The organism is Rhodococcus cercidiphylli, from assembly GCF_033042225.1.
Classification (GTDB): domain Bacteria; phylum Actinomycetota; class Actinomycetes; order Mycobacteriales; family Mycobacteriaceae; genus Rhodococcoides.
Genome location: NZ_JAWLKE010000003.1, coordinates 423,146 through 437,719, shown reverse-complemented (window position 1 = coordinate 437,719; position 14,574 = coordinate 423,146). Strand labels below are relative to the sequence as shown.

Annotated in this window: 15 protein-coding genes; 3 read left to right on the top strand and 12 right to left on the bottom strand. The window is 64.8% G+C overall.

Going from position 1 to position 14,574, the window contains the following annotated elements:
• Positions 1–37: 37 nt before the first annotated feature.
• Complete coding sequence (locus R3P95_RS09180; RefSeq protein WP_317548296.1) at positions 38–2,044, top strand: hypothetical protein; 2,007 nt, start codon at positions 38–40, stop codon at positions 2,042–2,044.
• Positions 2,045–2,100: 56 nt separating this feature from the next.
• Here R3P95_RS09180 and R3P95_RS09175 read toward each other — a convergent pair whose 3' ends face one another.
• From R3P95_RS09175 to R3P95_RS09120, 12 genes are all read right to left on the bottom strand, one after another.
• On the bottom strand, positions 2,101–2,316 hold the full coding sequence (locus R3P95_RS09175) for a hypervirulence associated TUDOR domain-containing protein (protein ID WP_068055681.1): 216 nt from the start codon (positions 2,314–2,316) through the stop codon (positions 2,101–2,103).
• 58 nt (positions 2,317–2,374) lie between these two features.
• On the bottom strand, positions 2,375–3,337 hold the full coding sequence (locus R3P95_RS09170) for an alpha/beta hydrolase (protein ID WP_317548133.1): 963 nt from the start codon (positions 3,335–3,337) through the stop codon (positions 2,375–2,377).
• Between the two features lie 144 nt (positions 3,338–3,481).
• On the bottom strand, positions 3,482–4,618 hold the full coding sequence (locus R3P95_RS09165; RefSeq protein WP_317548132.1) for an RNA polymerase sigma factor: 1,137 nt from the start codon (positions 4,616–4,618) through the stop codon (positions 3,482–3,484).
• 8 nt (positions 4,619–4,626) lie between these two features.
• The gene (locus tag R3P95_RS09160; protein ID WP_317548131.1) at positions 4,627–5,034 is read right to left on the bottom strand and encodes a YciI family protein; all 408 of its coding nucleotides are present in this window, start codon (positions 5,032–5,034) and stop codon (positions 4,627–4,629) included.
• Positions 5,035–5,129: 95 nt separating this feature from the next.
• The gene (fbaA, locus tag R3P95_RS09155; protein WP_317548130.1) at positions 5,130–6,152 is read right to left on the bottom strand and encodes a class II fructose-bisphosphate aldolase; all 1,023 of its coding nucleotides are present in this window, start codon (positions 6,150–6,152) and stop codon (positions 5,130–5,132) included.
• A 32-nt stretch (positions 6,153–6,184) separates the two neighbouring features.
• Positions 6,185–7,174 (bottom strand): LacI family DNA-binding transcriptional regulator, encoded by a 990-nt coding sequence (locus R3P95_RS09150; protein ID WP_256980733.1) that lies wholly within the window; start codon positions 7,172–7,174, stop codon positions 6,185–6,187.
• A gap of 54 nt (positions 7,175–7,228) precedes the next feature.
• Positions 7,229–7,879: a nucleoside/nucleotide kinase family protein gene (locus R3P95_RS09145; RefSeq protein WP_317548129.1), complete on the bottom strand. Its 651-nt coding sequence runs from the start codon at positions 7,877–7,879 to the stop codon at positions 7,229–7,231.
• A complete protein-coding gene (locus R3P95_RS09140) occupies positions 7,876–8,808 on the bottom strand; it encodes a PfkB family carbohydrate kinase (RefSeq protein WP_317548128.1) in 933 nt (310 codons plus the stop codon). The genes R3P95_RS09145 and R3P95_RS09140 overlap by 4 nt, the downstream gene beginning before the upstream one ends.
• The gene (locus tag R3P95_RS09135; protein ID WP_269595712.1) at positions 8,789–9,571 is read right to left on the bottom strand and encodes an ATP-binding cassette domain-containing protein; all 783 of its coding nucleotides are present in this window, start codon (positions 9,569–9,571) and stop codon (positions 8,789–8,791) included. Before R3P95_RS09135 ends, R3P95_RS09140 begins: the two co-directional genes overlap by 20 nt.
• Complete coding sequence (locus R3P95_RS09130) at positions 9,568–10,557, bottom strand: ABC transporter permease (protein ID WP_317548127.1); 990 nt, start codon at positions 10,555–10,557, stop codon at positions 9,568–9,570. The genes R3P95_RS09135 and R3P95_RS09130 overlap by 4 nt, the downstream gene beginning before the upstream one ends.
• A gap of 42 nt (positions 10,558–10,599) precedes the next feature.
• The gene (locus R3P95_RS09125) at positions 10,600–11,598 is read right to left on the bottom strand and encodes a substrate-binding domain-containing protein (protein WP_149404927.1); all 999 of its coding nucleotides are present in this window, start codon (positions 11,596–11,598) and stop codon (positions 10,600–10,602) included.
• A 702-nt stretch (positions 11,599–12,300) separates the two neighbouring features.
• Positions 12,301–13,290: a YihY/virulence factor BrkB family protein gene (locus R3P95_RS09120; RefSeq protein WP_394855398.1), complete on the bottom strand. Its 990-nt coding sequence runs from the start codon at positions 13,288–13,290 to the stop codon at positions 12,301–12,303.
• A 140-nt stretch (positions 13,291–13,430) separates the two neighbouring features.
• Here R3P95_RS09120 and R3P95_RS09115 point away from each other — a divergent pair, with 140 nt between their 5' ends.
• Complete coding sequence (locus R3P95_RS09115; RefSeq protein ID WP_027495724.1) at positions 13,431–13,601, top strand: CsbD family protein; 171 nt, start codon at positions 13,431–13,433, stop codon at positions 13,599–13,601.
• Between the two features lie 194 nt (positions 13,602–13,795).
• Positions 13,796–14,515 carry a GAF and ANTAR domain-containing protein gene (locus tag R3P95_RS09110; RefSeq protein ID WP_149404926.1) on the top strand — a complete coding sequence of 240 codons (720 nt, stop codon included), beginning with the start codon at positions 13,796–13,798 and terminating at the stop codon, positions 14,513–14,515.
• Positions 14,516–14,574 lie beyond the last annotated feature (59 nt).

The following is a 14,574-nucleotide window of genomic DNA, read 5'->3' as shown; positions in this document are numbered from 1 at the left end:
GCAACTCGGAGACGACCGCAACCCATCGTCACAGACCATGGACGAGCCGGCACCGACGAACGCGACCACCGCCGTGGACAAAGCATTGGCATCACGGTTGGCGCAACTGGACCATGCCGTGCATGCCTTGGCCGATGCACCTGAGTTCAGCAAGAACACCAAGGTGCGACGTGTTCTGGATGGTGTGCATCGAGTCCTGTTGCAGCCCGGCGGTTGCGGTGCAATTCGCGAACGCGCCGAGGTGCTCGAGACTGCGGGGCTGTTCGCGGGCACCGATTGGGCACAGCCGGACATTCTCGTTCCAGGGTTCGTAGGGCCCAGCTTGCGCAGCGGCAACGACGACACCTTCGTACTCGAGGCGACCAGCGAACTGCGGATGGTCGCGATCGTTGCGGGCGAGTACGAGCATGCTGCGGTGACCGCCGAGGATGCCCGCCGGTTCCTCTCTCAGGTTCTCGCGGTGAATCTCGACGTCCTGTTCACACCACCGTCCGAGTCGGAGCGAGTTCGCCTGGGCCGCACCGCTCATCTGATCCGTGATCTGTTCGGGTACGTGGCCGGGCAGATCGGCTACGACAGTGTGCTCGACGAGTTGGTCGAGGAAATCTGGCGGATTCTGCGGCAGCGTCCGATTCAGGTGGACACCATCAAGGACATGGTCACCCGCATCGCGATCTATCGTGACGATCCCACCGTCGATCTCGGCACGTCCGGTCAAGGCCTGGATCGGTTGATCACGGCACTGTTCGGCACAACCGATGCCTGCCGCGAGGATCCGGGCGTCGAGGTGTACCGCTCGCGACTCGAGGCGATGGACGTCGAGGCGTTGCAGTTCGAGGCCCGCGGATTCGCGCGAGCCATGCACGACACCGGACTCGTCTCCCCGTATCACGCGACGCTGACGCAGTATCTCGTCGACCACTACTCGTACGTGCTGCCCGAGGCCCTCGGTCTGTCCGATACCGGCCGGACCTGCCTGACGCGGTATCCGGAACTGGTGCATCGCCTCATCGAGGAGACGGTGTATCCCGAGACCGCACAGTGCCTGTACGGATTGGCACTGCTTCTCGATCGCGGGATTCTGCATCAGCCGCCGATCGTGCCGTCCCTGTGGCGGCAGATCTCGCTGAAACTTGCTCCCGCGGTGCGGGAACGACTGATCACCACGTTCGGGCCGGTCCCCGCGCCGGAGTCACGCTTGCTCGGCGGTTTGCTCTCGATGCTGGGGCAGCCCCTCGGTGTGGGCCAGGGCGACAACCCGACGTGTCAGTCGGCGCGGGCCTTGTCGATGTGGGCCTACAACGATCCCGACTACCTGCTGCAGATGGTGGTGTGGGCGGCGCGTGACGAGGAGATCGTCATGCACTTCGAGGGACAGTCGATCTCGTCGACCGAGAGTGTCAGCGGCGTCGCCACCACCGATCCGGTGGACCTCGATCCCGCGTCGCTGCTGCTGGTTCCGCACCTCGATCGCATCTATGCCGAGATGGTCCGGCGTTGCGCCGATCGTCCAGGCGATCCGCACCGCTGGGTCAATCCCGAGTTCCACGGATGGTGGTCGGCACGCGAATTCCACATCGACGTCGACGTTGCGACCGGCAATCTCGTCGACCTGGACGCCTTTCTGCGGCAGTTCTACGCCGCGTACCACCCGGAGTACAACGGGCACCAACCCTTGATCCATCCACAGCCGGCAGGTGTGGCCGTAACCGACAGCGCCGCACGGTATGTGGGATGGCACGCCATCACGATCCTGCGCGTGAACACCGATCCCGACGGCGTCATGCGGGTGTACTTCTTCAACCCGAACAACGACAGCGGTCAGGACTGGGGCGACGGCGTCGTGGTGGGCACGGCGGGCAACGGCGAACGCGCAGGCGAGGGTTCTCTGCCGTTCGACCAGTTCGCCTCACGGCTCTACATCTTCCACACCGATCCCCTCGAGCACGGCGAGCCGGAGAGAATCCCCGCCGAGGACATCGAGCGCATCCGCGGCTACATCGAACGGAGTTGGGGCGCAGAACGATCGGTGCCCGAGGCCTGAGATCCACTTGTGCGCCCCGAGTCGACAACTCGGGGCGCACAGGTGATCTTGTGGCGTCAGTCCTTCTTGTCCAACGCTTCCGGCTTGTGCACCGCGTCCTTACCGGATTTGTCGCTCTCGACCCGGTACTGCGGCTCGTCTTTCGATGCCTTCACGGTGCGGCCTGCGGCTTCGGTCTCGGAGGTGATCTTCTCCACCACCGTTCCCTCGGTCGTGTTTCCGTGGGTCTGCCATTCGACCTTGTCGCCCTTGTGCAATTCGTCCTTCGACATGTTCGCGTTGTCCTTTCGCCGGTGTGAACCACGCTTACCCGCCGGACTCTCGATGCAATCAGCTGGTTCCCAGAGCCGGTGCCAGCGTGGTGAACCAGGCCTCACGCAGCTGATCCTCGAACAGCGGCCAGGTATGCGCGCCCTCCTCGCGCATGGACACCGTTGCCGGCACGTCGGCTCGGCGCAGGGCGTCGACGAAGATCGATGTGCAGTGGTTGACCATGGCCTCCACCGCCATTCCGCCGAACGGTGGGATCGCGCCCTCGGGAATGCGATCCACCGGCCCTGGTAGTCCGCGGGAGGAGCTGACGTAGACCGCGGTTCCGCGCAGCCGCTCGACGTTCAGTGACGGGTCGTGGTCGCGCCATCCCTGACTTCCCGGCAGCCCCCACATGTTGAAGGGGTTGTTGAGTCCGCCGGCGATCATCGCCGAAATACCGGCAGTGGCAAGCGGGTTGGAGGGTGCCGGGCATCCACTGAACGACGCGGCCGCGTCGAACACATCCGGAGCCTGGATCGCCAGATCCAGTGCGGGACCACCACTCATCGACAGCCCTGCCACACCGCGTCTGCCGGTCGATCCGTAGGCCGCGTCGACGGCGGCAGGCAATTCGCGGCTCAGGTAGGTCTGCCACTTGTTGCTGCCGAGCACGGGATCGGTTGTCTGCCAATCGGTGTAGAAACTGAATCGACCGCCGATCGGTGCGACGACGGTGACGTTCTTGTCGAGAAAGAACTGCTCGACGCCCGAGTTGTTGAGCCACCCGACTCCGTCCTCGTTGCCGAGTGCGCCGTTGAGCAGCACGAGAGTGGGCGCAGGGCCACCCTCCGGCGAATGCAACACCTCGTTGGAAATGACCCGATTCATGGACGGGGAGAAGACGTTCAGCACCGCGCGGGTTGCCGACACCTGATGGATGCCGACGGCTCCCGCAGCCGCGTCGGCCGATCCGGAGTTACCCGGCAACGCCTGCGCCGGTGTCCCGGTCATCAGCATCGACGCCGCTGCCGCAGCCGTCACGACCGCAGCGGATCGAGTTAGTTTCCTTCTCTTCTGTCCCATTGGCAACTTCAGCACCATACGAGGGTCGCACGGATTCCGCTTTCTACCGCTAACGATCAGATTACGAAACCGATCGGTCCGTTCGCTTGCCGCCCGCGGGGCTCAACCGGCTCTGATCCGCGCGGCCTGCAGCGTCAGATGGTGCCGCTCGGGAATCGACGACGCCTTCTCCGCCGCCTCCGCGTACAACTCGGCTGCACGCAGCAGATCACCGGTCTTCTCGTACAGGTACGCGGCCGCCGCTGTGCGCCGCGGGACGGCGGGATCGACCTCGCGCAGCGCCTTGAGCCCGGCCGCCGGACCGTCGGCCTCCCCGATCGCCACCGCTCTATTGAGTCGTACGACGGAACTGTCCGTGAGAGCGAGCAACTCGTCGTACCACTCGACGATCTGCGGCCAATCGGTCTCATCCACACATCGGGCGTCGGCGTGCAGGGCGGCGATGGCCGCCTGCGCCTGGAACTCACCCAACCGATCGCGGGCGAGCGCTGCCTGCAGGATTCGCACTCCCTCTGCGATCAGCGTTGTGTCCCAACGAGATCGGTCCTGCTCAGCGAGATCGATGACGTGACCGTCGGGCCCGGTCCTGGCCGAACGCCGTGCGTGGTGCAACAGCATCAGCGCCAACAGTCCGGCCGTTTCCTCGTCTTCGGACAACCCGGCCAACTGCCGGGTCAACCGAATCGCCTCGGCCGCCAGATCGACGTCCCCGGTGTACCCCTCGTTGAAGACGAGGTACAGCACTCGTCGCACCGTCCCCACATCACCGGGCGCGTCGAAACGCACGTCGCGCACCGTGCGTTTGGCGCGACTGATGCGTTGCGCCATGGTCTTCTCCGGCACCAGGTACGCCTGCGCGATCTGCCGCGTCGTCAATCCCCCGACGGCACGCAGCGTCAGTGCCACCGCTGCCGCCGGACCGAGCGAGGGATGCGCGCACAGAAAGAACAACTGCAGCGTGTCGTCGACGCCGCTCACGGTGCCAGGATCCGGTTGTGCCGCGACTCGATCCTCTCGTGCTCGTCGCGCCTTCTCGGATCGTTCTGCGTCGAGAAACTTGCGCCACGCGACGGTCACCAGCCAACCCTTCGGATCGGCAGGCGCGTCGGCGACCCACCTGGAGGTCGCCTCGAGCATCGCCTCCGCCGCGGCGTCCTCGGCCGACGCGAAGTCGGCTCCGCGGTGGACGAGGACGCCGATCACCGCGGGTGTCAGTGCCCGCAGCACCTGGGGGTCCATGGCGGTCGTCAGTCGGCGATGATGGGGGGAGCCTCCATGAACGGACGCAGTTCGAGCCATTCGTGAATCGGTTCGCCGCCTGCTCCCGGCGCGGCCGACAACTGCCCGGCGAGTTCGAGCGCCCGCTCGTAGGTCTCCACGTCGATGATCATCCAGCCTGCGATGAGATCCTTGGTCTCGGCGAACGGACCGTCGGTGACCGGCGGCTTGCCCTCACCGCCGGAGCTGACCCAGGTCCCCTCGGGAGCCAGGGCCTGAGCATCGACGAACTCGCCGGTGGCTTCGAGTTCGGCGGCGAAATCCTGCATGAACTGGATGTGCGCGTGCACTTCCGCAGGCGTCCACCGGTCCATCGGGACGCTGTTGATCGGCTCCGGAGCGCCGCGGTAATGCTTGAGCATGAGGTACTTGGCCATGGTGTCTCCTGACGTTCGATGCGGCCATTCTTGCCGCATTCGACCCTGGGACGGAACCGGTCCGCAGATTTCGACACACTCGACGGAAAGGATTCTCAGCGCATAGTGCGCCCTGCCGAACCCAGCATCTGTGTCGCCTCGACCACGCGAGCCGCCATCGCCGTCTCGGCCGGCTTGCCCCAGGATCGGGGGTCGTAGGCCTTCTTGTTTCCGTACTCGCCGTCGACCTTGAGAACCTGGTCGTACTTGCTCAGCATGTGACCGGCGATGGATCTGGTGAACGCGTACTGGGTATCGGTGTCGATGTTCATCTTGATCACCCCGCTGGCCACGGCCGAGGCGATGTCCTCTGCGCTGGAACCCGATCCGCCGTGGAACACCAGATCGAAGGGCTTGTCCTTACCCGTCTCGGCTCCGACGACGGACTGGATCTCGTCGAGGATCTCGGGTCGTAGATGTACCGAGTCGGGGTTGTAGACGCCGTGGACGTTGCCGAAGGTCAGAGCCGTCATATAACGACCGCGCTCCCCCGCACCGAGCGCAGCGATCGTGGCGCGCGCATCGTCGACCGTCGAATACAGCTGTTCGTTGATCTCGTGTGACACCCCGTCCTCCTCCCCGCCGATCACTCCCACTTCGATCTCCAGAATGGTGTCGGCCTCCACCGACAGGTCGAGCAACTCGCGCGCAATCCGCAAATTCTCGTCCAACGGCACGGCCGATCCGTCCCACATGTGCGATTGGTACAGCGGCGATAGTCCGCGGCCGCGTCGTTCGATCGCGTCGGCCAGCAGGGGGCGGACCCAGTCGTCCAGATTCTCGGCGGGGCAGTGATCGGTGTGCAGCGCCACCGAGATCGAATAGTGCTGCGCCACTTCGTGGGCGTACTGCGCGAGCGCCTTGGACCCGGCGAAGCGGTTCTGCACGGCGTTGCCGGACAGATAGAGCGCGGTGCCGACCGATACCTGAATGATGCCGTCACTCTCGGCTTCGGCAAATCCCTGCAGAGCTGCGTTGAGAGTCTGCGAACCGGTGACGTTGATCGACGGGTAGGCGAACCCACCCTCCTTGGCGCGATCCAGCATGGCGGCATACTGCTCCGGACTGGCAATCGGCATGGTGGGTCCTATCTTTCGGGTGTGGCTGCGGTCTACGTGCAGCCGCAGGAATTGCGATGGGTGAAGGTGGTGGGCACTCGAATGGACCGAGGTGTCTCTTCGCTGCCCTCGATTCGATTCAGCAACAGGTCGGCTGCGGTTCGGCCGATCGTCTGCACGTCCTGAGCCGCCGCGGTGAGCCGGGGTTCGAACAGATCCGACCACTCGAAGTCGTCGTAGCACACGAAGGCGAGGTCGGCGGGGATCGACAAGCCCAGGCCGCGAACCGCTTTCAGCGATCCGATGGTCATCGAGTTGTTCATCGACACCAGAGCAGACGGCCGATCCGGACCCGACATCAACTCACGCACCCGGGACTCGGCCACCTCCACACTCGACCGGCCGTCGAGAACGAGTCGAGGATCGAGTTCGATTCCTCGATCCGCCAGTGCGCGGGAGTAGCCGTCGAATCGCTCTGTCGTGGAGGAGATTCCTTCGATGCCGCGGACGATCGCGATGCGTCGATGTCCGGCGTCGAGGAGGTGGGTCGTCAGCTCGTACGCCGACGCGTCGTTCTCCGGGCCCACCTGGTCACACGAGACATCGAGCATCCGGTCGATCAACACCAGAGGGGTTCCGCTACGGACGATCTCGGGAATCGTGGAGAACTCCGAGCCGGCTGCGGGCGCGAGAATCATGCCGTCGACCTGACGGTCGAGCAACGAGTCCGTCACCCTGCGCTCGGAGCGTGGCTCGTCGTGCGAGTCACCGAGGATCAACACGTAACCGGCCTCGGACAACCGCTCCTCGACGGCATGGACCAGGCTGCCGAAGTACGGGTTGGTCAATGCGGCGATGGACAGTCCCACGGTGTGCGTCCGACCCGCCGCGAGCGATCGAGCGACGACGTTGCGCCGATAGCCGATCTCGACGATCGCTGCGTCGACGCGCTCCCGGGTAGCGGGATTGACGTTGCGGGTTCCGTTGAGCACATGGGAGACAGTCGATACCGATACCCCGGCAAGGCGAGCAACGTCGTCCATCGTGGGCATGTCAGACGGCCCGCCGCTGTCGGTTCTCGTGGCTCGGTGGAACAGTCATGCCAGTCGCAGGATTCGATCGGCGCGGAGTGCGGTGGACCCGATCAATTCCGCGTTGCGCTCGTCCGAGCCCAGTGCCCAGAACTTCGCGTCCTCGTGCGACTTTCCGTAGGCCTCGTGCCTGGCCACCAGCCGCTGGTGCCGAACCTCGGTGTGCGGGGCCAGAAACCAGACTTCGTCGATCATCGCACGCGCGGCAGGCCACGCGTCGGACTCCATCAGCAGGTAATTCCCCTCGGTGACGACGAGCGGGACAGTCGACGGGACCGGAATCGAGGACCCGATCGACTCCTCGATCTCGCGCCGAAATCTCGGCGCGTACACGATGGGGTCGCCGGGCTGCTGGTCGTGAATCGCCGCGATCAGCCGCGCATAGCCGCCGTCGTCGAACGTGTCGTGGGCACCCTTGCGATCGAGCCGGCCCAGCTCGATCAACACCTCGTTGGCGAGGTGGAATCCGTCCATCGGAACCAGTACCGCGAGTTCCGGCCCGAGCGCGTCGACGAGTTGCTGAGCCACAGTGGACTTTCCGGCACCCGGCGCACCGGTCAGGCCGAGTATGCGTCGCTGACCGGATACAGCCGACTTTCGCGCCAGCTCCACGAGTTGTTCGAGGGTGGCTTCCTGTACGTCCTGGTCAGTGCTCACCGTTGTCGCTTTCGAGTCCGTGGGTAGTGAAGTGTGTCGGCGGATAGTTCGTGTAACCACGCTCTGGGGCCGATCACCGAGCAGCGCAATGCGGCAACGTGAGCCGACCTGTCGATGCGCTCGGAAAGAGAGCCTGGCTGCGTGGAGTAATAGGCATACGCGCCGTGGAACGCATCCCCGGCACCCAGAGTATCGACCACTGCGACCGGCTCCACATCGACCGATCCCGATGATCCCTCGGACCACCATTCGACGGGATCTCCGCCGTGGGTCGTGACGACGGTGTGCACGCCGGATCCGACGAGCGCCGCCGCGGTGGAAGCGGTGTCCGAGGTGCCGGGGGCGCGAAAGTCCGCCGAGCACACCATATCCGTGGCGTGCGGAATCAGCTCGCTCATCACCGGTTTCCAGCGCCCGGCGTCCACGACCAACGTGGTAACCCGCGCCGCCGCATGTTCCGCGGCGGCGCAGGCGATCAGGGGGTGGTGCCCGTCGACGAGAACGACGTCGGCACCGGCCACGACGGCCTCTAGATCCTCCGGCGGCGAGGCGTCGGAGTTCACGGCGTCGGCCGAGACGACCGACCGATCACCGGTCGACTCGATCACCGTCACAGCAGAGACGGGCACAGCCCTGGTGGAGCCCTCGGCGGCGTCGATCACCCGCACTCCGAAAGCCGCCAGTTCGGCCTTGATCAGGGCTGCCACCGGGTCGTCTCCGAGCGCGGTGACGAGCACCGCCGTCCCGCCCAGCGCGGCGAAGGTCACCGCCGCGTTGGCAGCAGGTCCTCCCGCCGCGACGAACTGTGCGCTCGAGGTGATCTTCTGGTTGGGTGCCGGCGCTGCCGACACTCGATGAACGACGTCGAGTGTCGCCAGCCCGACGAAAACACCGACCGGACCGGTCGATTCAGCGGCCTGCGCGTTCATCGTCGGTCGGCTCCTCCGCGCCGGTCATGAGCGCGACGACCTCGGACATGGTGCGGTTCTTCGGATTCACGACGCCTGCACGCTTACCGAGGCGGTGGATGTGAATGCGATCGGCGACCTCGAACACGTGCGGCATGTCGTGGCTGATGAGCACCACCGGTATGCCTCGGTCGCGGATCGTGCGAATCAGGTCGATCACCATGCCCGACTCCCGCACGCCGAGTGCGGCCGTCGGCTCGTCCATGATGATCACTCCGCGTCCGAACGCTGCCGCCCGCGCCACTGCCACGCCCTGACGCTGACCGCCGGAGAGCGTCTCGACCGCCTGATTGACCGACTTGATGCCGATCTTCAGGTCCTGCAGGTGCTTCGACGATTCCTCGCGCATCCGTGGCATGTCGAGGCGACGAAACAGACTGCCGCTGATGCCTTTCCGCTTGATCTCGCGTCCCAGATAGACGTTCGACGCGATGTCGAGCGCGGGAATGACAGCCAGGTCCTGATAGACCGTCTCGATGCCAGCTGCTCGTGCGTCGCGCGTGTTCTTGAACGACACCGGCGAGCCGTTCATCAGGATCTCGCCCGAGTCGGGAATGACAGCACCCGCCAAAGCCTTGATGAGACTGGACTTTCCGGCACCGTTGTCGCCGATCACCGCCAGCACCTCACCGGGCCGCAACTCGAAATCGGCACCGTTGATGGCCGTCACACTGCCGTAGGTCTTGACCAGGCCGCGCGCTTCCAGAGCGAGGGGGGCATTCACTGTGACCTCCTACGTGCGAATTGATCAACGGCCACCGCGACGATGACGAGAATGCCGGTCGCGACGTTCTGGTACAGGCTGTCGACGCCTGCCTGAGTGAGACCGTTGCGCAGCACACCGACGATCAGGGTTCCGATGAGAGTCCCGATGACGGTGCCGCGGCCACCGAACAGGCTGGTTCCACCGATGACGACCGCGGTGATCGTTTCCAGGTTGGCGTTCTGATAGGCGTTCGGATCCGCGTTGGGGATCCTTCCGAGCGCTGCCCACGCCGCGATCGCCGCGATGACTCCCGTGACGATGTACACCGAGAACAGCACGCGACCGGACTTGATGCCCGAGCGATCCGAGGCCTGCGGGCTACCGCCGACCGCGTAAATGTGCCGGCCCCAGGATGTTTGGGACAACGCGTACCACATCACGGCGTAGACCAGCAGCATCACCACCACGCCGTACGTCGTGGAGAAACTGCCGATCTTGAACGAGGTACCGAGCAGCGTCAGCGGTCCGCTCGGTACCTGGTAGGTCTCGGAGCCGGCCAGCAACCTGGTGGCTGCCTGAATCGCGGTGAACGTGCCGAGCGTGACGATGAACGGTGGCAGTCGCAGCATCGTCACCAATCCGCCGTCGATCGCACCGAACGCCAGGCAGACGGCAAGCGTGGAACCCAGTGCGACCACCGGACCGTTCGCGCCTGCCGACTGCGCCATCACGATGGTGCCCATCACCGCCACCGCACCGATCGACAGATCGATACCGGAGGTGAGGATGATCAGCGTCTGGCCGACAGCGAGAATGCCGACGACCACCGACTGCTGCAGGATCAGAGAAACGTTCTGCGGGTTGAGAAACGAGCTCGAGATCGAACTGAAGACGATGACGGCGATGAGAAGCGCGGCCATCGGCCCGAGCAGCGGTTCACGCAGGATGGTCCCCACGTTGAACCGGCTCGGAGCCTTGGGCTCGGCGGCAGTGTCAGTACTCACGGATCAGTCCTCGTGTTGGGGCGGTGGTCCGGGAATCCGCGATCAGCCCCAGCAATTCTCTTCGCCCCACGCGGTGTCCTGCGAATCGATTCCGTCGACGGGCTGATCGGTGACCAACTGCGAGCCGGTGTCGTTGAAGCCGCTGGGCTTGGTGCCGTCCTCGGCGAACTTCACCACAGCGTCGACGCCCTGCTCTGCCATCTTCGCCGGGAACTGCAACACCGTCGCGCCGATGATGCCGGCCTTGACGTTCTCGATGCCGGTGCAGCTGCCGTCGATCGAGCCGATGGTGATCTGATCGGCGCGGCCGGCAGACTGAATCGCCTGGTACGCGCCCGCTGCTGCAGGCTCGTTGATCGTGTACAGCGCATTGACGCCCGGTGCGCGCTGCAGCAGGTTCTCCATGGCGGTCTGCGCCTTGGTCTGATCGCCGTTGGTGTTCTCCTGGCCGACGATCTCCGGCGAGCTGTCGGTCAGACCCATGCCCTCGAGGAAGCCGTCGTGGCGGAACGTGTCGACCGTGCCGCCCGCGGTGCCGTCGAGCATGATGACCTGGGGCGCAGTGGTTCCGAGAGTGCCCTTGACCCATTCGCCCTGGCTGACGCCTGCGGCCTTGTTGTCGGTGGCGAACGTGGCGTCGACCGCGTCCTCGGGGTCGGTTGCGGTGTCGAGGGCGATGACGACGACGCCGGCGTCACGTGCTTTCTTGATCGCGTCCAGGACTCCGGTGGACGAGTTCGGGGTGATCAGAATCCCCTTCACACCCTGCCCGACCAGGTTCTCGATGGCCGCGACCTGTCCCTCGTTGTCACCGTCGAAAGCGCCGGCCAGAGCCACCAGCTCGGCTCCGCTGGAATCCGCCTGCGCCTGCGCTGCCTCGCGCAGCTTCACGAAGTACGGATTGGAGTCCGTCTTGGTGATGAGCCCGACCTTGACGCTGTCCGAATCCGAACTGCTGCACGCAGTCAGACCGAACACCAGCGAACCGGCCATGAGCGCGGTGCCGATCGTCAGCGCGGACTTCCGACGGTGATTGAACATGTGGACTCCCTTGTCCCCTAGCCACGCGGTCGCGTCGCTCGATTGCAGGAGCGTAGAACGCATACAAGCGCTTGCGCATGCGCTTTCGCCGAAACAAACCTGGATTCTTTTTCACCGACCGGGCAGACGGTTCGTGACGGGGGTCACGTAGTCTGAGTCGGCCCGGTTCGCGTCGCCCCCGGTTCGCGCCACCCCAGTTCCCGCAAATGCGCGCGCGTTTGCCATCCGCGCGCGAATTCGTGCCCGATCACCCGGCTATTCAGTGAGCACCTGGCGGATGCGCGCGCATTTGTGATCGCCGCCGATCAGCCCCCTCCGGCGATCAGCCTCCGACGCCCGGGTACCCGCCTCCCCCAGTTCTCGCCGCCCCCAGTTCTCCCCGCCGCCCCGGTCCCCGCAAATGCGCGCGCGTTTGCCATCCGCGCGCGAACTCGCGCCCGATCACCTCGCTATTCCGTGAGCACCTGGCGAATGCGCGCGCATTTGCGATCGCCGCCGATCAGCCCCCTCCGGCGATCAGCCTCCGACGCCCGGGTACCCGCCTCCCCAGTTCCCGCCGCCCCAGTCCCCGCAAATGCGCGCGCGTTTGCCATCCGCGCGCGATTTCGCGCCCGATCACCTCGCTATTCCGTGAGCACCTGGCGAATGCGCGCGCATTTGCCCCACCCAGATCACCCAGCAAATGCCACGCACCACCACCCATTACTTGTCCGGCTGCGAATCCTCCTCGGTCACTGCTTCCGGCTCGTCGTAAGTAACTGTGATGTCCTGAAATCCCTTGTTGCGCTGCGCTTCTGCTTGGCCGGTGTAGGAGTTCTTGTCACCCTCGGTGAGCTCGACGTTATCGGTGAACGGCGTCAACAACGCTCGGGGATGCAGGTGGTCGACGCGAACGGCGTTGATTTCGATGCACAGCACGATCAGCACCGACGAGACGTAGAGAAAGCCGAGCAGGCCGAGGACGATCGCGAAGATCCCGTTGCTGGCGCTGGCGTTGCCGACGACATAGCGAATGTAGATGCCGCCGAACGATTGCAGTGCCTGCCAGATCACCGCGGCGATCGCGGCACCGGGCAGAACTTCGCGCACACTCAGGGCGCGGGCGGTCCCGATTCGGAACGCGGCAGTGAAGACCACGGCGTTGACCACGACCGCTCCGACGAGTGCCAGTGCGCCGCCTGCGAATCCGAACACGCCCGAGGACGCGACGCCGTTGAGAACGGTCAGGCCGATGATGGCGGTGCCGACGGTACTGAGCAGCAGCAGCCCGCGCAGCCGACCCTTGATCGGATCCGGTTGTTCGTTTCGCGGGACCGACCACGCGGTGTTCATTGCGTACTGAGCGGCCAGTGACACTCCCAGTCCGCCGTACAGCGACCCCACCACGCCGATGACGATGGCGGTCGTTCCGCCGCTGAGCCGATCCGGCTGTCCGAGTTGATCACCGATGACCGGGATCTGGCTCATTGCCGAATCGATGATGCGGGTCTGCAGTTCCGGGTCCCCGGCCAGCACGATTCCCAGCACGGTGGTGAAGAGCAGCAGCAACGGGAACAACGACAGGAACGAGTAGTACGCGATGAGGGCCGCGAGGTAACCGCCACGGTCGTCGAGAAATTTGTACAGCACTGCCAGCGGAAAACCCGCCGACGGATGCCTGCGCTGATAACTGTCCACCTTGGCGACCATCATCGGACGAATGTAACCACCGCAGGCACCACGGAAACGTCGACGGCGCGTGTGACCCAGATCTCAGCGCGCGAACGTGCGCTTTCGTCGACGGGCTCCGACTAAGTCTTCAGTACCAACCCGGCACGAGGAAAGGAACTCACATGAGCTTCATCGACAAGGCCAAGAACGCAGCAGAAGACGCCATCGGCAAGGCGAAGGAAGTTGTCGGCGACGCCACGAACAACAAGGACCTCGAGGCCGAGGGCAAGAAGGATCAGGGTTCGGCAGGCGTGAAGAAGGTCGGCGAGAACATCAAGGACACCTTCAAGTAAGTCGTACTTCGGTGAGGGCCGTCGATCAGGTGATCGGCGGCCCTCGCTCTGTTCGACGAACAACCGTTTCGGCGGAAGCGTATAAAGTGCACAGCGCTGGCTCTCGAGCCGGCACGGGCGTCCAGCAGAAGGCGCAAGATCGTGGATCTCTCCGGCGAAGCGCGGCAGGGGTCCTATGCGAGAGGACCGTGTGAATGTCGCAATCATCGCCCGATGTGCAGCTTCCCGGATCGTCCCCTGCATCGTCACTCGCCGAATTCGCGCGGTCGTTGCGTGATACCCGCCGTTCGATGCCCGAGACGATGGCAGAGATCTTGCGCACCTCCATCCGGCTCATACCGGGTGCAACCGTCGGCTGCGTCACCACGGTCAGCAAAGGCGTCCGCACCGTGGTGGCATCCACCGACCCTTTGGCCGAAAAGCTGTGTCGACTGCAGTACGAGCTCGACGAGGGCCCGATTCCCACCGAGGTTCGCCACTTCGATGTCGTCGTCTCGGACGACCTCACGTCGGAGCCACGATGGCCGGAGTTCGCGGTTCTGGCCGTGAACGAGGGATTCAAATCCTTGGCGGCGTTTCAGCTCTACAGCAACGCCGACGACCTCGGTGCCTTGATCTTCTACAGTGACGAGCCGCGTGCCTTCGACGTCGACGCGGTCGAGATCGGGGAAGCCCTCGCAGCGCATGCCGCCATTGCCTTGCTCAGCGCCCGCGACAACGAGCAGTTCCGCACGGGCCTGGCCAGTCGCGACATCATCGGCCAAGCCAAGGGAATGATCATGGAACGCTACGATCTCGACGCGGTGCAGGCGTTCGAGCTGCTGGCGAAGCTGTCGCAGCAGCAGAATCAGCCTCTGCACAAGGTGGCTCACGACTTGGTCGATACCGATCACCCGACCAATTCGACCTTCTGACGACCCCCAGGTTTCGATCTTTCGGTCACGAGGAAAGCAGTCGTTGGTATCGGCAGGCA